Source organism: Streptomyces mutabilis, from assembly GCF_046628145.1.
Classification (GTDB): domain Bacteria; phylum Actinomycetota; class Actinomycetes; order Streptomycetales; family Streptomycetaceae; genus Streptomyces; species Streptomyces mutabilis.
This window is the reverse complement of record NZ_CP176874.1, coordinates 3,176,037-3,194,085: the sequence shown is the minus strand read 5'-3', so window position 1 is coordinate 3,194,085 and position 18,049 is coordinate 3,176,037. Positions and strand designations below refer to the sequence as shown.

The window sequence follows — 18,049 nt, the reverse complement described above, 5'->3', positions numbered from 1 at the left end:
GAACGCCCGCTCCCGCCCCCACGAGGACGTCACGGACACCATGAGCAGCAGCACCGTCATCACCAACATCGCCGCACTCGTCACCAACGACCCCTCCCTCGGTGACAACTCCCCCCTCGGACTGGTCCGGGACGCGGCCGTCGTCATCGACGGCGACCGCGTCGCGTGGACCGGTGAATCAAGCAAAGCACCCGCCACTGACAATCGGGTCGACGCCGGCGGCCGGGCCGTCCTCCCCGGCTTCGTCGACTCCCACTCCCACCTCCTCTTCGGCGGCGACCGAACCGAGGAGTTCAACGCCCGCATGTCCGGCCGCCCGTACAGCGCCGGCGGCATCCGCACCACCGTCGCCGCCACCCGCGCCGCGAGCGACGCGGAACTGGAGGCGGGTCTCACCCGTTACCTCGAAGAGGCCCTGCGCCAGGGCACCACGACCTTCGAGACCAAGTCCGGTTACGGCCTGACCACCGCCGACGAGTCCCGCGCCCTGCGCGTCGCCGCCCGCCACACCGACGAGGTGACGTTCCTCGGCGCCCACATCGTCGCGCCCGAGCTGGCCGACGACCCCGCGGCCTACGTCGCGCTCGTCACCGGCGAGATGCTCGACGCCTGCGCCCCGCACGCCCGTTGGATCGACGTCTTCTGCGAGAAGGGCGCCTTCGACGGCGACCAGGCCCGCGCGATCCTCACCGCGGGCAGGGCGAAGGGCCTGCACCCCCGCATCCACGCCAACCAGCTCTCCTACGGCCCCGGGGTGCAGCTCGCCGTCGAACTCGACGCCGCCAGCGCCGACCACTGCACCCACCTCACCGACGCCGACGTCGACGCCCTCGCGAACAGCCGCACCGTCGCCACGCTGCTGCCCGGCGCCGAGTTCTCCACCCGCGCCCAGTGGCCCGACGCCCGCCGCCTGCTCGACGCGGGCGCCACCGTCGCCCTGTCCACCGACTGCAACCCGGGCTCCTCCTTCACGTCCTCCGTGCCCTTCTGCATCGCCCTCGCGGTGCGGGACATGGGGATGACGCCGGACGAGGCGGTCTGGTCGGCCACCGCGGGCGGCGCCGCGGCCCTGCGCCGCGACGACGTCGGCCGCCTGACCCCCGGCGCCCGTGCCGACCTGACCCTCCTCGACGCCCCGAGCCACGTCCACCTGGCCTACCGGCCGGGTGTCCCGCTGGTCCGGGGGGTGTGGCGGCGGGGCGTACGGGTCGTCTGAGCCGCTGAGCCCCTGAGCCCCTGAGCCGCTGAGCCCCTGAGCCTCTGAGCCCAGCCCTCGGGCCCTCCAAGTCCTCTCTATCCCCTGAGCCCCTCCGGAACGGCTCAGCCCGCCGCCCCCGCCCGCCACCGCTGGTCGGTCCGCCCTGCGTCCGCCCCGACGAGTACCACCGGCGCGCCCCCGCCCGGCGTCACCGCCCGCCCGGGGGCGATGCCGGGGTGGATCACCCCGCGCCCGTCCACCGTGAACCGCAGGTTCTGGCCGTTGCGCCCGTCGACCGAGTCGCACTCCCAGATGCCGACGCCCTTGTCGACGGAGCCGCGGCTGTCCAGGCAGTAGTCGTCGTCGGCGTACGACTGGACCACCCCGCGCCCGGCGTCGACCCGCCACAGCTGGGTGGGGGAGGAGGCACAGGGTGCCGTCACGACGTCCGTGCCCTTCTCCAGGCCGCCGCCGATGTCCAGGCACCGGCCCGAGGCGACGTTCACCACCTGGGCGTACCGGCCGTCCGGCGCCCGGTACGGCGGTGCGGGCGGCGTCGGCGTGGGCGACGGCAGCGCGGTGCGTGACGGCGTCGGACTCGGCGAGGCGGAGGGGGACGCGGAGGCGACCGGGGGCGAGGGCGCGGGGGAGGAGGACGGCGCCGCGGGGACCGTGGCCGTCACCGTCACCGGCGGCGGTACGGCCGGGGAGCGCGAGGAGGCGTTCGCCGCCGGACGGGACGGGGCGTCGTCCGGCGACAGCAGCATGAAGAGCAGCGGCGCCAGGGCCACGCCCAGGGCCGCCGAAGCCAGGGCGAGGCGGCGGGAGGGAGGCCATGGCCCCGGCAGTGCGAGCGGGACATCGGCGCCCGGCCCTCCCGGCTCCCGCGCCGCGTACGCCGTGCCCGCCCACGGCAGCAGGCCCTCGGCCAGGGCGGTGCGCGGGGCGTCGCGCAGGGTGCACTGCTCCTCGTAGGCCGCCGTGCAGTGCGGACAGTGGGCCATGTGGGCGTGCAGATCGGGACTGTCCCGGGGAGTGTCGGGTCGTACCGACTCCTCGATGAGGCGCCGGAAGTCCACGCAGCGGGGATCGTCGGAGGCGGCCAGCCGGGACCGCAGGCAGGCCTGCGCCAGTGACTGGAGCGCGGGGGCCGTGCCGTACGCGACGTCCTGGCCGCCGAGGCCGAGCAGCGCGGCGGTGCGGTCGGTGGGCTCCCGGTCCACCACGTCGTACCAGAGCAGGCCCTGGGCGCGGGACGGCAGCGAACGGAAGGCCGCGAGCAGGGGCGGGACCGGGCAGCCGGAACCCCCGGTGTTCAGGACGAGGAGCAGGCCCGGGTCGAGTCCGGCGGAGCGCTCGTCGGCCGCCCACTCGGCCGCGACCTCCCCGGTGAGCAGCAGCAGACGGTGCCGCCACGGGCCGCCGGCGTCGGTGCCGCGGACGGCCTGACGGGCCGCCAGCGTGAAGGCGCTCGCGGCCAGTTGCCGTGCCGACGACTCCCCGGCCGCGCACAGGCGGGCGTAGGCGAGGACCGACTGCTGGTGGCGCGCGCGGAGTTCGCGGAGTGCCGGGTAGGCGGTGGGGGTGTCGGCGTGGAGCAGTTCGGTCAGCCGCGTGTCGGAGGCGCCGGCGCACATGTCCTCCCCGGCCCGGTCGCCGCTGTCGGTCCTGTCGCCCCGCGCCATTCGCCCGCCTCCTCGCACCGTGCCGCACCACTGCGCCGGTGCTGACGTACCGGCCAGTTTGGAGGGTGCTCATAGTGGTGGAAGGGGGCCCGGGAGGAAAGTGGTGTCCCCGGGTAACAGGCGGTGGTTCCGGCCGCGAGCCGGATCCGCGCCGGCAACCCGAAGGGGGGCGGCCCGACTTCGGACCGCCCCCCTGGAGGACAAGCGTCACCCGATGAGGACTACTCCTCGACCGTGAGCCCCTTGCGCAGCTTGACGAGTGTCCGCGACAGCAGGCGCGAGACGTGCATCTGGGAGATGCCGAGTTCCTCGCCGATCTCCGACTGGGTCATGCCCGCGACGAAGCGGAGGGAGAGGATCTTCCGGTCCCGGGAGGGGAGTTCGGCGATCAGCGGCTTCAGCGACTCGACGTACTCGATGCCCTCGAGCCCGTGGTCCTCGTAACCGATCCGGTCGGCCAGCGCGCCCTCGGCGTCGTCCTCCTCCGGCTGGGCGTCCAGCGAGGAGGCGGTGTAGGCGTTGGACGCCGCCATGCCCTCGACGACCTCGTCCTTGGACAGACCGAGGTGCTCGGCCAGCTCGGACACCGTGGGGGCGCGGTCGAGGCGCTGGGCCAGCTCGTCACCGGCCTTGGCCAGGTCGAGGCGCAGCTCCTGGAGGCGGCGCGGGACGCGCACGGACCACGAGGTGTCCCGGAAGAAGCGCTTGATCTCGCCGATGATGGTCGGCATCGCGAACGTGGGGAACTCCACACCGCGCGACAGCTCGAAGCGGTCGATCGCCTTGATCAGGCCGATGGTGCCGACCTGGATGATGTCCTCCATCGGCTCGCTGCGCGAGCGGAAACGGGAGGCGGCGAACTTGACCAGCGCGAGGTTGAGCTCGACGAGCGTGTTGCGTACGTACGCGTACTCGTGGGTGCCTTCCTCCAGCGACTCGAGTCGCTCGAAGAGGGTCTTGGACAGGGCCCGGGCGTCCGCCGGAGCAACCTCGTCGTACGCGGGGATGTCCGGAAGCCCGGCGAGTGCGTCGTCGTCGTGTTCGACGACCGCGTCGTGCTGCTCGATGGGATCCAGATGTTCCGGAGGGAGTGTCGACGTCGCTTCTTGGGTACGCGATCCGTCGAGCCGGGGTGACATGATGTCCTCCATCGTTCTCGGCATACGGCTGCCGAAGCCAGATACGTGCACTGCGGTGTGCGGCGCCTCCAAAGCCGGCCGTGTCGGTTTACGTGTCCTACTAGCCCTACCGGGTTTACCGAGCCCACCGCAAGTGTGTTCTGTGCGGGTATGTCCGTTTGTGTGCGGTTGTTCGGGTGTCGGAGTGCGGTGGGAAGGCGTAGTGTTCGAGGGCGTCAGCAAGCAGTCACGACCTCGGGAGAGAGAAACGGCATGGACCGCGGGACGGTCGGCAGTGCCCAGTCGGGCCGGCTACTGGTGGAGGTGCGGGAAGAGGGCCCCAGTGCCGTCGTGACTCCGGCGGGTGAGTTGGATCACCACACCGCCGATCTGTTGCGCGAGCCGCTGGAGGACTGTCTCGCCAAGGGATTCAACCGGCTCGTCGTCGACTGCTCGCGCCTGGAGTTCTGCGACTCCACGGGACTCAACGTCCTGCTCGGCGCACGGTTGAAGGCGGAGGCCGCGGGGGGTGGAGTGCATCTGGTGGCCATGCAGCCGGTAGTGGCTCGCGTGTTCGAAATCACGGGGGCCGAAGCGGTCTTCACCCTCCATGACACGCTCGAGGCCGCGCTGGCCGATCCGTCCGACTGAGCCGCTCCTTGTCCGGCCGTCGGCGGGTTTCGTGCGCTCCCAGGGGCGGGTGGGGACGGGTGTTCGCACGCCGTCCCGAGTTCCGTGCCGAATACAGGGGTGTTCGAACGGTCCGGTCGGGCAGGAGACTCCCTGAACTGACTGTGTATGACGAACGACTTTGAAACGTGAACTGGTGAATCGGTGAGGTGAAGCGCTGATGAGCACCACCCGGCCCTACTCGCCGGGCGACCGCGGTCCGGAGCCCAGCGGCGCTTCCGGGGTGTCCGAGGGCGGCGCGCCCGGGCCCGGGGGGCCCGAGGAGGGCGTGTCCGCGGGGCAGGCCGCCATGATCGGCGCGTCCGGGGCGGCCACGCCGTCCCCGTCCGCCGGGGCCGCCGCGGGCGGCGGTGGCAGGCAGGTACGCCGGCTGAGCTTCGACGACCAGAGCGGGGTGGTCCCGCTCGCTCGTGACTTCACCCGCCAGGCGCTGTACGCCTGGGGCTGGCTGCCCTCCGCCACCGCGGACCAGCGGGCCGCCGCCGAGGACGTACTGCTCGTGGTGTCCGAACTGGTCACCAACGCGTGCCTCCACGCGGAGGGACCGGACGAGCTGAGGATCACCTGCGAGAAGAAGGTGATCCGGCTGGAGGTCTCCGACCGGGGGACCGGCCAGCCGGCGCCGCGCACGCCGCACCGGGCCGGGCGTCCCGGCGGCCACGGCATGTTCATCGTGCAACGGCTGTGCCTCGACTGGGGCGTGGTGCGGACGCCGGGGGTCGCCGGGAAGCGCGTGTGGGCTGAGTTGGGGGCGCCGGGGTAGCGGGCGTCGGGGTTCCGGCTTCTTCGCCTGCCCGTCCCCCCCGCCTCGGTCGGCCGGGCGGTGACCGTCGCCGGGGCTCCGTCCTCGACTCCGGGGTCTTCTCGCCACCCGTCCCGGGCGGACCGGCCGTGACCTTCGCCGGGTTCCGCCTTGCCTCGAACCGCCGGTGCTCTCTCCTGCGGCCGTCCGTTGGTTCCTTCCCCAGCCTCGTCGGGCCCGCTCGTTGCTCCGGCTCTCTCAGCCTTGCCCAGCCCCGGCGCCTGGCTCCCTCGCGCTGCATTCAGGCCCCTTGCTCCTGTGTCTGGCTCCGCCGCTCCGGTTCCCGGTGGCCTTGCCGGTGCGCCTGACTCCATCGCTCCGGCTCCAGTGTCCCTGCGTCTGCGCCTGACTCCGTCGCGCCGGTTTCCAGCGGCCCCGCGCCCGTCCTGGCCCCGTCGGTCACCGTCCCTGCCCGCATCGCCAGAGCCGGCCAGTGAGCCCCCGCCCCGCCCGGCTGCCCCCCGAAAACGCCCGAAGGGCCACCGCACCCACCAGGGATGCGATGACCCTTCTCAAGCGATGACGCCGGGCCGGCAGGCCTCAGCGGACGTCGCCCATGAGTTCCTTGACGCGCTTGCGGTACATCCAGATCGCGACACCGGCGAGGACGGCCAGGGCGGCCTCCGCGGCCACGATGCCCGTCTTGTTGAGGTCGACGCCGGCGATGGAGAGCAGGCCGGTCGTGGCGTCACCGGCGGTGACGGCCAGGAACCAGACGCCCATCATCTGCGAGGCGTACTTCACCGGCGCCATCTTCGTGGTGACCGACAGGCCGACCGGGGAGAGCATCAGCTCACCGCAGGTCTGGACGAAGTAGATCGCCACCAGCCACAGCGCGGCCGCCTTGTGGCCGCCGTCCGCGATGGCCAGCGGGGCCAGGAAGAGGAAGAAGGACGCGCCGACCAGCACCAGGCCGAACGAGAACTTCACGATCGTGCTCGGCTCCTTGCCGCGGCGGGCGAGCGCCAGCCACAGCGTGGCGAAGACCGGGGCCAGGGCCATGATGATGACCGGGTTCACCGACTGGAACCAGGAGACCGGGAAGTCCCATCCGAGGACGCTGGTGTTCGTCGAGGAGTCGGCGAAGATCGCCAGGGTCGAACCGCCCTGGTCGTAGATCATCCAGAAGACGGCCGCGGCGACGAAGAACCAGATGTACGCCGACATCTTGGACTGCTCGGCGCGGTCCAGCGACTTGTCGCGCTTGATGCGGGTCAGCACCAGCACCGGGATGATCACGCCGAGCAGCGTCAGCGGAACCAGGATCCAGTTCAGGGTGTAGACGCCGGAGAAGCCCACGATCGCGTAGAAGACGGCGGCGAGCGCGGCCCAGAACGCGGCCTTGCGCAGCGTGGAGGTCTTCTCCTCCACCGACAGCGGCTTCGGGACGACGCTGGAGTGCGGGGCCAGGTGGCGGCTGCCGATCAGGAACTGGATGACGCCCAGACCCATGCCGACCGCGGCGAGCGCGAAGCCCAGGTGCCAGTTGACGTTCTCACCGATGGTGCCGATGATCAGCGGCGCCGCGAAGGCACCGAGGTTGATGCCCATGTAGAAGACGGTGAAGCCACCGTCGCGGCGCGGGTCGTCGGGGCCGTCGTAGAGCTGGCCGACCATCGTCGAGATGTTGGCCTTCAGCAGACCCGAGCCGATCGCGACCAGGCCGAGGCCCGCGAAGAACGTGCCGGAGGACGGCAGCGCCAGCGTGAGGTGGCCGAGCATGATCACACCGCCGGCGACGGCGACGGTCTTGCGGGGACCCCAGACACGGTCACCGAACCAGCCGCCCGGCATCGTCAGCAGGTACACCAGCGACAGGTACACCGAGTAGATCGCGGTGGCGGTGCCGGCGTTCATGCCGAGGCCGCCGGGGGCCACCAGGTACAGCGGGAGCAGAGCCCTCATGCCGTAGTAGGAGAAACGCTCCCACATCTCGGTCATGAAGAGAGTGGCCAGTCCGCGGGGGTGGCCGAAGAAGGTCTTCTCGGATCCGGGGGTGCCCGGAGTGACCGAGTCCTTCGTCAGGCTGGACGCCATGGTCGATCCTTGCTGGTCGGGACGCGCTCATGAGGCGATGCGCGCCCGGTGGGGGGCGGCCGGCACCGGCGGCCTTCCCCGCCCGTCCCACGCCTGAGGGATTCCGCTCCGGATTACGGAGCGCTGGGCGGCGGCCACCGGGATCCACGCCTCGCGTACGTCACTGCACGCGGTGAGGCCCGGCCACAGGTCATTCCTTTCAAGGCCGGCCGTGGGGGCCGGCCCGCACACAAAAGAGACCTTCAGCGTCGAACTGTCGCCAAAGGTCCTCTGGGTGCTACAGGCGCTGATTCACCATACGGCAGGACACCGCCCGGTATGGAAGGACTTGAGACGCGGATCACAGGTAAGACTGGAACCGCGAACGATCATTCGAAGGTCCATCACAGGATGGCACCCCGTACCCGCAGGCCGCGCAACGGGGTCGGCCGGCCCGCTCGCCGGGCGGGTGTCCGCCTTGTCCACAGGTGGGGCGGGGCGCGGGAGCCTTGGGAGGATCACGGCCCGGGCCCTGCTCCGGGCGGACTACCATCAGTTCATGACCCGTGTACTGCTCGCCGAGGACGACGCGTCCATCTCGGAGCCGCTGGCCCGCGCCCTGCGCCGGGAAGGGTACGAGGTCGAGGTGCGTGAGGACGGACCCACCGCACTCGACGCCGGGCTGCAGGGCGGCATCGACCTGGTCGTGCTGGACCTGGGCCTGCCGGACATGGACGGGCTGGAGGTCGCCCGCCGGCTGCGCTCCGAGGGGCATGCCGTGCCGATCCTCATCCTGACCGCGCGCGCCGACGAGGTGGACACCGTCGTCGGCCTCGACGCGGGCGCCGACGACTACGTCACCAAGCCCTTCCGCCTCGCCGAGCTGCTCGCCCGGGTCCGTGCCCTGCTGCGGCGCGGTGCCGTCGAGCCGCCGCAGCCGCCCGCCACGCACGGCGTGCGCATCGACGTCGAGTCGCACCGGGCCTGGATGGGCGAGGAGGAGCTCCAGCTCACCGCCAAGGAGTTCGACCTGCTGCGGGTACTGGTGCGCGACGCCGGCCGGGTCGTCACGCGCGACCAGCTGATGCGCGAGGTCTGGGACACCACCTGGTGGTCGTCCACCAAGACCCTCGACATGCACATCTCCTGGCTGCGCAAGAAGCTGGGGGACGACGCGGCGAACCCGCGCTACATCGCCACCGTGCGCGGCGTGGGCTTCCGCTTCGAGAAGAACTGACCCGCCGACAACGACCCAAGGCCTGGCCGGGTAAGAGGACATGCGCCGTCGACTGATCCAGTCCACGCTCGCCGTGGTGCTCGTCGTGATCGCCGTCTTCGGCGTCTCGCTCGTCATCGTCGAGACCCGCACGATCAGCAGCACCGCCCAGGAGCGGGTCGACCTGGAGGCCGTGCGGCTGGCCAGCATCGTCGACAGCCGGCTGCTCGGCGCCGGGTCGGTCGACGCCAAGTTCCTGCGCGAGCAGATCCGGGACGCCCGGTACGCCGAGATCCGGATCCCCGGCAAGCCGGTCATCGAGGTCGGCAGCCGGCCGACCGGTGAGGTCATCCGCGGCAAGGCCACCGGCGAGGAGGGGGAGACGGTCCTCGTCGAGGAGCCCAGCTCCTCGGTGACCCGCGAGGTCGGCCGGACCCTGCTGATCATCGGGCTGGTGGCGCTGCTCGCGGTGGTCGCGGCGGTGCTGCTGGCGATCCGGCAGGCCAACCGCCTCGCCTCCCCGCTCACCGACCTCGCCGAGACCGCCGAACGCCTCGGCTCCGGCGATCCGCGCCCCCGCCACAAGCGCTACGGCGTCCCCGAGCTGGACCGGGTCGCGGACGTGCTGGACTCCTCCGCCGAGCGCATCGCGCGGATGCTCACCGCCGAACGGCGACTGGCCGCCGACGCCTCCCACCAGCTGCGCACACCTCTGACCGCGCTGTCGATGCGGCTGGAGGAGATCACCCTCACCGACGAGCCGGAGACGGTGAAGGAGGAGGCGACGATCGCGCTGTCGCAGGTGGAGCGGCTGACGGACGTCGTGGACCGGCTGCTGACCAACAGCCGCGACCCGCGCAGCGGCTCCGCCGTCACCTTCGAACTGGACGACGTCATCCAGCAGCAGATCGCCGAGTGGCGCCCCGCCTACCGCAGCGAGGGACGGGCGATCGTCAGCTCCGGCAAACGGCACCTGACGGCCGTGGGCACCCCGGGCGCGGTGGCGCAGGTGCTGGCCGCGCTGATCGAGAACTCCCTGATGCACGGCGGCGGCACGGTGGCCCTCAGGACCCGGGTGACCGGCAACCAGGCGGTGGTCGAGGTCACCGACGAGGGCGCCGGTGTGCCCGGCGATCTGGGGGCGCGGATCTTCGAGCGGGCGATCAGCGGGCGGAACTCGACGGGTATCGGCCTGGCCGTGGCCCGCGACCTGGCCGAGGCGGACGGCGGCCGGCTGGAGCTGCTCCAGGGCCGGCCCCCGGTCTTCGGCCTGTTCCTCTCCCGTACGCCGCCGCCGAAGAAGTCGTCCGGGGACTCGGACGGAACGGTGCGCTAGCCGCCCCTCGGAAGCCGGAAGCCGGAAGCCGGAAGCCGGAAGCCGGAAGCCGGAAGCCGGAAGCCGGAGCGCGGGTCAGCGGCGGGCCGCCGGGGCGCCGTCCGTGGCGCGCACCGTCGTCGGGTGCTCGTGCTCCAGGAAGGTCTCCGCCCGCGTGACCGGCTCCCGGGCCGGCAGCGTGCGGAAGACCCAGGTGCGGTACGACCAGAAGCGGAACAGCGTGCCGATCCCGATGCCGAGGAACTTGAAGATGTTGCTCTGCAGCGGGCTGTCCCAGCCGAAGCCGTACGTCGCCGTGTAGAGCACGCCGTTCTCGATCACCAGCCCGACCGCGCTGAACAGCAGGAACAGCGACATCTCGCGGGTGCGGTGGCCCTTGTCGCGGTCCCGGTAGGTGAAGTAGCGGAAGCCCAGGTAGTTGAAGACGATCGCGACGACGGTCGCGATGATGCTGGCCCGGACCACCGCGAGGTCGGTCACGTGCCGCACCAGGTTGAAGACCAGCAGGTTGACCAGCACTCCCGCGCCGCCCACCGCACCGAACTTCACGACCTCACGGACCAGCCGGTCGATCCGCTCCCGCAGCGTGCCGCGGGGTGCGGGGGCAGTCGGGGGAGCCGTATGAGCACCCGAGGAACCATGTCCCATGGTCGTGCAGGCCCCCGTCCGTCGGTTGGCGTCAATCCGTTCATGCTAACCACCCGGACGCGCGATCTTCCTGCGGACGACCTCGGGGCGACGGCGGCGGACCCCGGGACGGGCGGGGAAACGGCCGGTAAACATGTGGGCCCCGCGCGGCCGATACGCTAGGGGTGTGACGTTCCCGGTAGTCGGCATGGTCGGCGGTGGCCAGCTCGCTCGTATGACACACGAGGCGGGCATCCCGCTGGGCATCAGGTTCAAGCTTCTCAGTGACACTCCCCAGGACTCTGCGGCGCAGGTCGTGAACGAAGTCGTCGTCGGCGACTATCGCGATCTGGACACGTTGCGCGAGTTCGCGCGCGGCTGTGACGTGATCACCTTCGATCACGAGCACGTGCCGACCGAGCACCTCAAGGCCCTGGAGGCGGACGGCATCCCCGTGCGCCCCGGTCCTGACGCGCTCGTGCACGCCCAGGACAAGGGCGTGATGCGCGCGAAACTCGACGCGATCGGCGTGCCCTGCCCGCGGCACCGGATCGTGCGCGATCCGGCCGACGTGGCCGCCTTCGCGGACGAGGGCGACGGATTCCCCGTCGTCCTCAAGACCGTGCGCGGCGGGTACGACGGCAAGGGCGTGTGGGTCGTGGACTCCGTGGAGGAGGCCGCCGAGCCCTTCCGGGCCGGGGTCCCCGTGCTGGCGGAGGAGAAGGTGGACTTCGTCCGCGAACTCGCCGCCAACGTGGTCCGCTCCCCGCACGGCCAGGCGGTGGCCTACCCCGTCGTCGAGTCCCAGCAGGTCAAGGGCGTCTGCGACACGGTGATCGCGCCCGCCCCCGACCTGGAGGAGAGCCTGGCCCTCCAGGCCGAGGAGATGGCGCTCAGCATCGCCAAGGAACTGGACGTCGTCGGCCACCTGGCCGTCGAGCTGTTCCAGACCCGCGACGGCCGCATCCTCGTCAACGAGCTGGCGATGCGCCCGCACAACTCCGGCCACTGGTCGATGGACGGCGCGATCACCTCGCAGTTCGCCAACCACGTCCGCGCCGTCCTCGACCTCCCGCTCGGCGACCCGCGCCCGCGCGCCAAGTGGACGGTCATGGTCAACGTCCTCGGCGGCGACTTCCCCGACATGTACTCCGCGTACCTGCACTGCATGGCCCGCGACCCGCAGCTCAAGATCCACATGTACGGCAAGGACGTGAAGCCCGGCCGCAAGGTCGGCCACGTCAACACCTACGGCGACGACCTCGACGACGTGCTGGAGCGCGCCCGTCACGCTGCCGGCTACCTGAGAGGGACGATCACCGAATGAGCCAGGCCAGCCCGGTCAGTCCAGTCGTCGGCATCGTCATGGGGTCGGACTCCGACTGGCCCGTCATGGAGGCCGCCGCCAAGGCCCTCGACGAGTTCGAGATCCCCTACGAGGTCGACGTCGTCTCCGCGCACCGCATGCCGCACGAGATGATCGCGTACGGCGAGCAGGCCGCCGGACGCGGACTGAAGGCGGTCATCGCGGGCGCGGGCGGTGCCGCCCACCTGCCCGGCATGCTCGCCTCCGTCACCCCGCTGCCGGTCATCGGCGTGCCGGTGCCGCTGAAGTACCTGGACGGCATGGACAGCCTCCTGTCCATCGTGCAGATGCCCGCCGGCGTGCCGGTCGCGACCGTCTCGGTCGGCGGCGCCCGCAACGCCGGTCTGCTGGCCGCCCGCATCCTCGCCGCCCACGACGAGGAGCTGCTGGCCCGGATGCGCGAGTTCCAGCAGGAACTGAACGACCAGGCCACCGAGAAGGGCAAGCGGCTTCGCAACAAGGTCGCGGGCTCGGCGGCCGGCTTCGGCTTCGGGAAGTGACCCGGATGACCTCCCTCGACCGGGCCCGGGAGCTGCTGCGCGAGTTCCCCGTCGTCGACGGCCACAACGACCTGCCCTGGGCGCTGCGCGAGCAGGTCCGCTACGACCTCGACGCCCGCGACATCGCCGCCGACCAGTCCGCCCACCTGCACACCGACCTGGCCCGGCTGCGGGCCGGCGGCGTCGGCGCGCAGTACTGGTCGGTGTACGTCCGCTCGGACCTGCCCGGCGCGGTGACGGCGACGCTGGAGCAGATCGACTGCGTACGGCGGCTGATCGACCGGCACCCGGGGGAGCTGCGGGCCGCGCTGACCGCCGCCGACATGGAGGCCGCCCGCACCGAGGGCCGTATCGCCTCCCTCATGGGCGCCGAGGGCGGTCACTCCATCGACAACTCGCTGGCCACCCTGCGCGCCCTGTACGCGCTCGGCGTGCGCTACATGACCCTCACCCACAACGACAACGTCGCGTGGGCGGACTCGGCGACCGACGAGCCCGGCGTCGGCGGCCTGTCGGCCTTCGGCCGCGAGGTCGTGCGGGAGATGAACCGCGAGGGCATGCTCGTCGACCTCTCGCACGTCGCGGCGACGACGATGCGCGACGCGCTGGACACCTCCACCGCGCCGGTGATCTTCTCCCATTCCTCCTCCCGGGCCGTCTGCGACCACCCCCGCAACATCCCGGACGACGTGCTGGAGCGGCTGCCCGCGAACGGCGGCGTGGCGATGGTGACGTTCGTGCCGAAGTTCGTGCTCCAGGCCGCGGTGGACTGGACGGCCGCCGCCGACGAGAACATGCGGGCGCACGGCTTCCACCACCTCGACAGCAGCCCCGAGGCGATGAAGGTCCACGCCGCCTTCGAGGAGCGCGTCCCCCGCCCGGTCGCCACCGTCTCCACGGTCGCCGACCACCTCGACCACATGCGCGAGGTCGCCGGCGTCGACCACCTCGGCATCGGCGGCGACTACGACGGCACGCCCTTCACCCCCGACGGCCTCGGCGACGTCTCGGGCTACCCGAACCTCATCGCCGAACTCCTCGACCGCGGCTGGTCCCGGGCCGACCTGGCCAAGCTGACCTGGAAGAACGCGGTCCGGGTGCTGGGCGACGCGGAGGACGTGGCCCGCGGGCTTCAGGCGACGCGGGGGCCGTCCAACGCGTCGTTGGAGGAGCTGGACGGCTGAGCCGTCTCCTCCACGGAGGCTTCGAGGGCGGGGTAGTCGGTGTAGCCGGTCGCCCCGCCCACGTACATCAGGTACCGGTCCCGCACCTGGTTCAGCGGCGCGCCCAGCCGCAGCCGCTCCACCAGATCGGGGTTGGCGAGGAAGGGCCGCCCGAGGGCGATCAGGTCGGCCCCGGCCGCCAGCAGCCGCTCGGAGGCGCTGCGCACGCCGTCCGCGGTGAGCTCCTCGCCCAGCACCGGGTTGGCGATCAGCACGCCCGGCCACCCGGCGCGGATCTTCCCGAAGACCGGGGCGTCCGGGTCGGCGAGGACCAGGTGCAGGTACGCGAGCCCGAGCCCGCCGAGCCGCGCCGAGAGCGCCGGGTAGATCTCCTGGGTCCCGCCCTCCGCGATCCCGTTGACGGTGTTGCCGGGGGAGACGCGCAGCCCCACCCGCTCGGCGCCGACCTCCGCGGCCACCGCCTCGACCACCTCGGCCGTGAACCGGATGCGCGCGGCGATCGAGCCGCCGTAGCCGTCGGTGCGGCGGTTGGTGTTGGCGGCGAGGAACTGGTGCAGGAGGTGGCCGTTGGCGGAGTGCACCTCCACCCCCTCGAACCCGGCGTCGAGCGCGTTCCGCGCGGCCCGCGCGAAGTCGGCGACGGTGGTGCGGATGTCCAACTCGGTCATCTCCCTCGGGAAGACGGCCGGACGGTGCCCCCCGGGCGTGAAGATCGTCTCGGGCAGTGGCACCGGCGACGGCGCGAGGGGCGTCAGCCCGCTGGTCGCCGGATGACCGACCCGGCCCCCGTGCTGGAGCTGGAGGAACATCCGCCCGCCCGCCTCCCGCACGGCGTCGGTGACCTGCCGCCAGCCCGCCACGTGCCGGGCGCTGTGGACGGCGGTGATGTTCGGGTACGTCTGCCCGACCGCGTTCGGGGTCGCGGCCTCGGCGATGATCAGCCCGGCCGAGGCGCGCTGGGCGTAGTACGTGGCCATGAGCGGGGTCGGGGTGCCGTCGGCCTCGGCGCGGTTGCGTGTCAGCGGGGCCATCACGAGCCGGTTGGGGAGGGTGAGCGGTCCGAGCGGGGCGGATGCGAAGAGCTCTGTTGTGTTCGACATGCCCGTACGCTAGAACCTGACATCAGTGTCAGAATCAAGTCCCCGAGTCGAGTCCCGAGGTGACGGCATGCGGATCGGCGAACTGGCCCGCCGCACGGGCGTCAGCGAACGCTCGCTGCGCTACTACGAGAAGCAGGGGCTGCTCGCGGCCGAGCGTACGCCCGGCGGGCACCGCGAGTACGCCGAGGCGGCCGTCGACCGGGTCGTCCGCATCCAGGAACTGTTCGCGGCCGGGCTGTGCAGCAGCAAGATCGCCGAGCTGCTGCCGTGCATGCGGGACGGGGACGGCGGCCCCTCGGCCGTCGCCACGCCGAAGCTGGTCGCCGACCTCACCGCCGAACGCGCCCGCATCGACCGGATGATCACCGACCTGCTCCGTTCCCGGGACACCCTGGACGAGGTGATCGACGCGGCCCGGGGCTGAGCCGCGTACCCCCGAACGCCCCACCCACCAGGAAGCCCTTTCCGCTCCGTGCCACCGTGGCCGTAACGCACGACGACCGTACGGAGCCCGCCATGGCAGACCTCCAGGACGACCTGCACACCGGCACCGAGGCCGCCGGGCTCGACGACCTGCCCGTGTCGTCCGCCGCCGAGGTCTTCCCACCGGAGCCCTACGCGCCCGTGTCCGACCCCGGCGACGAGCCGTTGACCCGGGCCCACGCCGTGCTCGCCGCCCACCCCGTCGCCGACGGCTACAGCGGCCTGCCCTGGGCGCTCAAGCACCTGCCCTGGTACGACCTGGAGCTCGGCGAGAGCGCCGTCGACACCGACGTGCCGCGGCTGCGCGAAGGCCACGTGGGCGCCTTGTTCTGGTCGCTGCACCTGCCCGACGCCGTTGACGGGGACCGGGCCGTCGGCGCGACCCTGGAACAGCTGGACCTGATCAAGACGGTCGTGCGCGCCCACCCGGAGGGCCTGCGCCTCGCCCACGACGCCGGGGAGGCCATCGACGCCCGCAACTGCGGCCGGGTCGCCGTGCTGCCGGGCCCCGCCGGCGCCGCCGCCATCGGCGACTGCCTCGGCATCCTGCGCTCCCTGCACGCCCTCGGCCTGCGCGTCCTCACCCTGACCGGCGCGAGGTGGGCGAGCGAGGCGGGGCTGACCCGGTTCGGCGAGGAGACCGTCCGGGAGATGAACCGGCTCGGCGTCATCGCCGACCTCTCCGGCGCCTCCGCGGAGACCGTCCGCCGCACCTTCGCCGTCTCCAAGGCGCCCGCGCTGTGCACCCGCTCCGCCGCCCGCGCCCTGCGCCCCCACCCCGCCAACCTCCCCGACGACCTGCTCGTGGAGCTGCGCGCCGCCGGCGGCCTGTGCATGGTGCCGCTGACCGCCGAGCAGACCGGCCCGACCGTCCGGGACGTCGCCGACCACCTCGACCACGTCCGCTCGGTGGCCGGCCCGCAGAGCGTCGGCCTGTCCGGCACCTACGACTCCGGCACGGCACACCCGCTGGAACTCAGCGACGCCTCCTGCTACCCGCGGCTCATCGCCGAACTGCTGCGCCGCGGCTGGGACGAGGCGGACGTGGCCCTGCTGACCTGGGGCAACGTCCAACGGGTCCTGCGCGGCGCCGCCTTCACCGCCCGCGCGGCCCAGCTGCGCCGGGAGCCGTCGACCGCGACCATCGCCGACCTCGACGGCTGACCGACCGCGGTCCCCGAGAGATGTCCGACAGCCGGCCTCGACGGACGACCGCGAGCCGGCCTCGACGGACGACCGTCAGCCGACCCCGACGGCCGACGGTCATCCGCACGGTCACCCGTGCTCGATCCGGCACAGGCAGAACGGATGCCCCGCCGGATCGGCGTACACCATGAAGTCCTTCTTCTCCCGGTCCTCCAGGTCCAGCGGCCGGGCACCCAGCGCGAGCACCCTGTCGTGCGCCGCGTCCATCTCCGCCCAGGTCGCCCCGCCGTCGAAGTCCAGGTGGAACTGCTGGGCGTTGCGGTCGGAGCGCGGCCACTCCGGCGGGGTGAGCCCCGGCGCCCGCTGGAAGGACAGCCGCGGCCCGCCGGGCACGTCGAGCACCACCCAGTCGGGGTCCCGTTCGTCGGGGGTGCCGCCCCCGACCTGCGCGTAGAAGCGGGCCAGCTCGGCCGGCTCGGGACAGTCGACGACGACGGAACGGAAACGTGCCACGGGTGCCATCAGGTTCCTCCCGGTGCTATCGGCCGGCTTCAGCAGGCACAGAGGCAGAACGGGTGCCCGGCCGGGTCCGCGTAAACCCGGAAGGAACGCGCGCGGTCCTCCGCGTCCAGCGGCTTCGCGCCCAGCTCCAGCACCGCCTTCTCCGCCGCGTCCAGGTCCTTCACGTCCAGGTCCAGGTGGAACTGCTGCGCCCCGTCGGGCCCGGGCCACTTCGGCGGTACGTATCCGGGGGCGCCCTGGAAGGCCAGCGTCTGCCCGCCGGGCAGATTGAGGTCGACCCACTCGTCCTGGCCGTCGCTCTTGTCCTCGACGGTGCCGCCGAGCACGTCGGCGTAGAAACGGGCCAGTGCGTGGGGATCGGGACAGTCCAGGACGACGACGCCCAGTTCGGCGACAGCCATGACTTCCTCCTTGAAGTCCGCGGTCTGGGTAACCGGCTACCGGTTACCTGCAAAGCCCGGGTAACCGGTAACGGTTACTCCATGCTCCCGTATTGGCGGTAACGTCGCAAGCATGAGTGACAGATCGCCCGCGCCGGGAGGCCTGGAGCTGGTCGAGAAACTGGTGAACACGATCGACCTCGAAACCGGCGCCGACTCGCTGGACACGGCCGAGGGCCGGGCGCGTCTCGGGCTCACGGAGGACGACGTGCCCGGGGCCCGGGAGCTGCGCGAGTCCCTTCGCGTGGTCCTGCTCGCCCACGCCGGCCACCCGCCGCACCGCACGGTGACCCCCCTGGGCGAACTGCTGGCCGCCGCCCCGCTGGTGGTGACCGTCGACCCGGCCGACGGCGCCGCCGCCCTCGCCCCGGCCGGGGGCGGCACGCTGACCGCCCGCGTCGCCACCGCCGTCGCCGAGGCACTGGTGGCGGGCACGTGGACCAGGCTCAAGGCCTGCGAGGCCGTCGACTGCCACTGGGCGTACTACGACCGCAGCCCGGCCGGACGCGGCCGCTGGTGCTCGATGCGGGTGTGCGGGGCACGCGCCAAGATGCGCCGCTACCGGGCCAAGGAGACGTGACCGCAGGGGATTAACCGGCCGCGGGACCGCCCCCTGGTGC

Annotated in this window: 18 protein-coding genes; 11 read left to right on the top strand and 7 right to left on the bottom strand. The window is 72.2% G+C overall.

The window, feature by feature from the left end:
* Window positions 1-40 precede the first annotated feature (40 nt).
* Window positions 41-1,216 (top strand): imidazolonepropionase, encoded by a 1,176-nt coding sequence (hutI, locus tag ACLIN4_RS14135; RefSeq protein WP_100047779.1) that lies wholly within the window; start codon window positions 41-43, stop codon window positions 1,214-1,216.
* A gap of 104 nt (window positions 1,217-1,320) precedes the next feature.
* Here the strand turns inward: hutI and ACLIN4_RS14130 are convergent, their stop codons facing one another.
* The gene (locus tag ACLIN4_RS14130) at window positions 1,321-2,883 is read right to left on the bottom strand and encodes an RICIN domain-containing protein (RefSeq protein WP_411575840.1); all 1,563 of its coding nucleotides are present in this window, start codon (window positions 2,881-2,883) and stop codon (window positions 1,321-1,323) included.
* A 221-nt stretch (window positions 2,884-3,104) separates the two neighbouring features.
* Window positions 3,105-4,034: an RNA polymerase sigma factor SigF gene (locus ACLIN4_RS14125; protein WP_179342510.1), complete on the bottom strand. Its 930-nt coding sequence runs from the start codon at window positions 4,032-4,034 to the stop codon at window positions 3,105-3,107.
* A 240-nt stretch (window positions 4,035-4,274) separates the two neighbouring features.
* Here ACLIN4_RS14125 and ACLIN4_RS14120 point away from each other — a divergent pair, with 240 nt between their 5' ends.
* Both ACLIN4_RS14120 and ACLIN4_RS14115 read left to right on the top strand, forming a co-directional pair.
* Complete coding sequence (locus ACLIN4_RS14120) at window positions 4,275-4,652, top strand: STAS domain-containing protein (protein ID WP_100047781.1); 378 nt, start codon at window positions 4,275-4,277, stop codon at window positions 4,650-4,652.
* A 199-nt stretch (window positions 4,653-4,851) separates the two neighbouring features.
* Window positions 4,852-5,454 (top strand): ATP-binding protein, encoded by a 603-nt coding sequence (locus ACLIN4_RS14115; RefSeq protein ID WP_107478309.1) that lies wholly within the window; start codon window positions 4,852-4,854, stop codon window positions 5,452-5,454.
* 579 nt (window positions 5,455-6,033) lie between these two features.
* On the opposite strand, the gene ACLIN4_RS14110 is transcribed toward ACLIN4_RS14115, so the two are convergent.
* Window positions 6,034-7,530 (bottom strand): oligopeptide:H+ symporter, encoded by a 1,497-nt coding sequence (locus ACLIN4_RS14110; protein ID WP_100047783.1) that lies wholly within the window; start codon window positions 7,528-7,530, stop codon window positions 6,034-6,036.
* A 538-nt stretch (window positions 7,531-8,068) separates the two neighbouring features.
* Between ACLIN4_RS14110 and ACLIN4_RS14105 the strand changes: the two genes are divergently transcribed.
* Together ACLIN4_RS14105 and draK are read left to right on the top strand one after the other, a co-directional pair.
* Window positions 8,069-8,746 (top strand): response regulator transcription factor, encoded by a 678-nt coding sequence (locus ACLIN4_RS14105; RefSeq protein ID WP_019329973.1) that lies wholly within the window; start codon window positions 8,069-8,071, stop codon window positions 8,744-8,746.
* Window positions 8,747-8,786: 40 nt separating this feature from the next.
* Window positions 8,787-10,061 (top strand): two-component system sensor histidine kinase DraK, encoded by a 1,275-nt coding sequence (gene draK / locus ACLIN4_RS14100; RefSeq protein ID WP_411575839.1) that lies wholly within the window; start codon window positions 8,787-8,789, stop codon window positions 10,059-10,061.
* Between the two features lie 75 nt (window positions 10,062-10,136).
* Here the strand turns inward: draK and ACLIN4_RS14095 are convergent, their stop codons facing one another.
* Window positions 10,137-10,709, bottom strand: coding sequence for a GtrA family protein (locus ACLIN4_RS14095; protein ID WP_107478306.1), 573 nt, complete (start codon window positions 10,707-10,709; stop codon window positions 10,137-10,139).
* A 166-nt stretch (window positions 10,710-10,875) separates the two neighbouring features.
* On the opposite strand from ACLIN4_RS14095, the gene ACLIN4_RS14090 reads away from it, so the two are divergent.
* From ACLIN4_RS14090 to ACLIN4_RS14080, 3 genes are read left to right on the top strand one after another with little or no spacing between them, the layout of a single operon-like run.
* Complete coding sequence (locus ACLIN4_RS14090) at window positions 10,876-12,015, top strand: 5-(carboxyamino)imidazole ribonucleotide synthase (protein WP_179342509.1); 1,140 nt, start codon at window positions 10,876-10,878, stop codon at window positions 12,013-12,015.
* A complete protein-coding gene (gene purE, locus ACLIN4_RS14085) occupies window positions 12,012-12,554 on the top strand; it encodes a 5-(carboxyamino)imidazole ribonucleotide mutase (RefSeq protein WP_029394366.1) in 543 nt (180 codons plus the stop codon). The genes ACLIN4_RS14090 and purE overlap by 4 nt, the downstream gene beginning before the upstream one ends.
* A gap of 5 nt (window positions 12,555-12,559) precedes the next feature.
* The gene (locus ACLIN4_RS14080) at window positions 12,560-13,738 is read left to right on the top strand and encodes a dipeptidase (protein WP_289908957.1); all 1,179 of its coding nucleotides are present in this window, start codon (window positions 12,560-12,562) and stop codon (window positions 13,736-13,738) included.
* Here ACLIN4_RS14080 and ACLIN4_RS14075 read toward each other — a convergent pair.
* Window positions 13,687-14,838 carry an alkene reductase gene (locus tag ACLIN4_RS14075; RefSeq protein WP_411575838.1) on the bottom strand — a complete coding sequence of 384 codons (1,152 nt, stop codon included), beginning with the start codon at window positions 14,836-14,838 and terminating at the stop codon, window positions 13,687-13,689. The two genes, ACLIN4_RS14080 and ACLIN4_RS14075, sit on opposite strands and share 52 nt — an antisense overlap.
* A 67-nt stretch (window positions 14,839-14,905) precedes the next feature.
* Between ACLIN4_RS14075 and ACLIN4_RS14070 the strand changes: the two genes are divergently transcribed.
* Window positions 14,906-15,262, top strand: coding sequence for a MerR family transcriptional regulator (locus tag ACLIN4_RS14070; RefSeq protein WP_100047788.1), 357 nt, complete (start codon window positions 14,906-14,908; stop codon window positions 15,260-15,262).
* Window positions 15,263-15,354: 92 nt separating this feature from the next.
* Window positions 15,355-16,485, top strand: coding sequence for a dipeptidase (locus ACLIN4_RS14065; RefSeq protein WP_411575837.1), 1,131 nt, complete (start codon window positions 15,355-15,357; stop codon window positions 16,483-16,485).
* A 111-nt stretch (window positions 16,486-16,596) separates the two neighbouring features.
* Here ACLIN4_RS14065 and ACLIN4_RS14060 read toward each other — a convergent pair whose 3' ends face one another.
* Both ACLIN4_RS14060 and ACLIN4_RS14055 read right to left on the bottom strand, forming a co-directional pair.
* A complete protein-coding gene (locus ACLIN4_RS14060) occupies window positions 16,597-16,989 on the bottom strand; it encodes a VOC family protein (protein ID WP_107478301.1) in 393 nt (130 codons plus the stop codon).
* Window positions 16,990-17,018: 29 nt separating this feature from the next.
* Window positions 17,019-17,390: a VOC family protein gene (locus ACLIN4_RS14055; RefSeq protein WP_100047791.1), complete on the bottom strand. Its 372-nt coding sequence runs from the start codon at window positions 17,388-17,390 to the stop codon at window positions 17,019-17,021.
* Window positions 17,391-17,502: 112 nt separating this feature from the next.
* On the opposite strand from ACLIN4_RS14055, the gene ACLIN4_RS14050 reads away from it, so the two are divergent.
* The gene (locus ACLIN4_RS14050) at window positions 17,503-18,009 is read left to right on the top strand and encodes a CGNR zinc finger domain-containing protein (protein ID WP_107478300.1); all 507 of its coding nucleotides are present in this window, start codon (window positions 17,503-17,505) and stop codon (window positions 18,007-18,009) included.
* The last annotated feature ends 40 nt before the right edge of the window (window positions 18,010-18,049 follow it).

What these genes read in the sequence shown, in the direction of transcription:
- ACLIN4_RS14130 (WP_411575840.1), bottom strand. Translation starts at nt 2,883, where the DNA reads ATGGCGCGGGGCGACAGGACCGACAGCGGCGACCGGGCCGGGGAGGAC.
- ACLIN4_RS14080 (WP_289908957.1), top strand. Translation starts at nt 12,560, where the DNA reads ATGACCTCCCTCGACCGGGCCCGGGAGCTGCTGCGCGAGTTCCCCGTC.
- ACLIN4_RS14055 (WP_100047791.1), bottom strand. Translation starts at nt 17,390, where the DNA reads ATGGCTGTCGCCGAACTGGGCGTCGTCGTCCTGGACTGTCCCGATCCC.
- purE (WP_029394366.1), top strand. Translation starts at nt 12,012, where the DNA reads ATGAGCCAGGCCAGCCCGGTCAGTCCAGTCGTCGGCATCGTCATGGGG.
- ACLIN4_RS14065 (WP_411575837.1), top strand. Translation starts at nt 15,355, where the DNA reads ATGGCAGACCTCCAGGACGACCTGCACACCGGCACCGAGGCCGCCGGG.
- ACLIN4_RS14070 (WP_100047788.1), top strand. Translation starts at nt 14,906, where the DNA reads ATGCGGATCGGCGAACTGGCCCGCCGCACGGGCGTCAGCGAACGCTCG.
- ACLIN4_RS14105 (WP_019329973.1), top strand. Translation starts at nt 8,069, where the DNA reads ATGACCCGTGTACTGCTCGCCGAGGACGACGCGTCCATCTCGGAGCCG.
- ACLIN4_RS14115 (WP_107478309.1), top strand. Translation starts at nt 4,852, where the DNA reads ATGAGCACCACCCGGCCCTACTCGCCGGGCGACCGCGGTCCGGAGCCC.
- ACLIN4_RS14050 (WP_107478300.1), top strand. Translation starts at nt 17,503, where the DNA reads ATGAGTGACAGATCGCCCGCGCCGGGAGGCCTGGAGCTGGTCGAGAAA.
- ACLIN4_RS14120 (WP_100047781.1), top strand. Translation starts at nt 4,275, where the DNA reads ATGGACCGCGGGACGGTCGGCAGTGCCCAGTCGGGCCGGCTACTGGTG.
- ACLIN4_RS14075 (WP_411575838.1), bottom strand. Translation starts at nt 14,838, where the DNA reads ATGTCGAACACAACAGAGCTCTTCGCATCCGCCCCGCTCGGACCGCTC.
- ACLIN4_RS14060 (WP_107478301.1), bottom strand. Translation starts at nt 16,989, where the DNA reads ATGGCACCCGTGGCACGTTTCCGTTCCGTCGTCGTCGACTGTCCCGAG.
- draK (WP_411575839.1), top strand. Translation starts at nt 8,787, where the DNA reads ATGCGCCGTCGACTGATCCAGTCCACGCTCGCCGTGGTGCTCGTCGTG.
- ACLIN4_RS14095 (WP_107478306.1), bottom strand. Translation starts at nt 10,709, where the DNA reads ATGGGACATGGTTCCTCGGGTGCTCATACGGCTCCCCCGACTGCCCCC.
- hutI (WP_100047779.1), top strand. Translation starts at nt 41, where the DNA reads ATGAGCAGCAGCACCGTCATCACCAACATCGCCGCACTCGTCACCAAC.
- ACLIN4_RS14110 (WP_100047783.1), bottom strand. Translation starts at nt 7,530, where the DNA reads ATGGCGTCCAGCCTGACGAAGGACTCGGTCACTCCGGGCACCCCCGGA.
- ACLIN4_RS14125 (WP_179342510.1), bottom strand. Translation starts at nt 4,034, where the DNA reads ATGGAGGACATCATGTCACCCCGGCTCGACGGATCGCGTACCCAAGAA.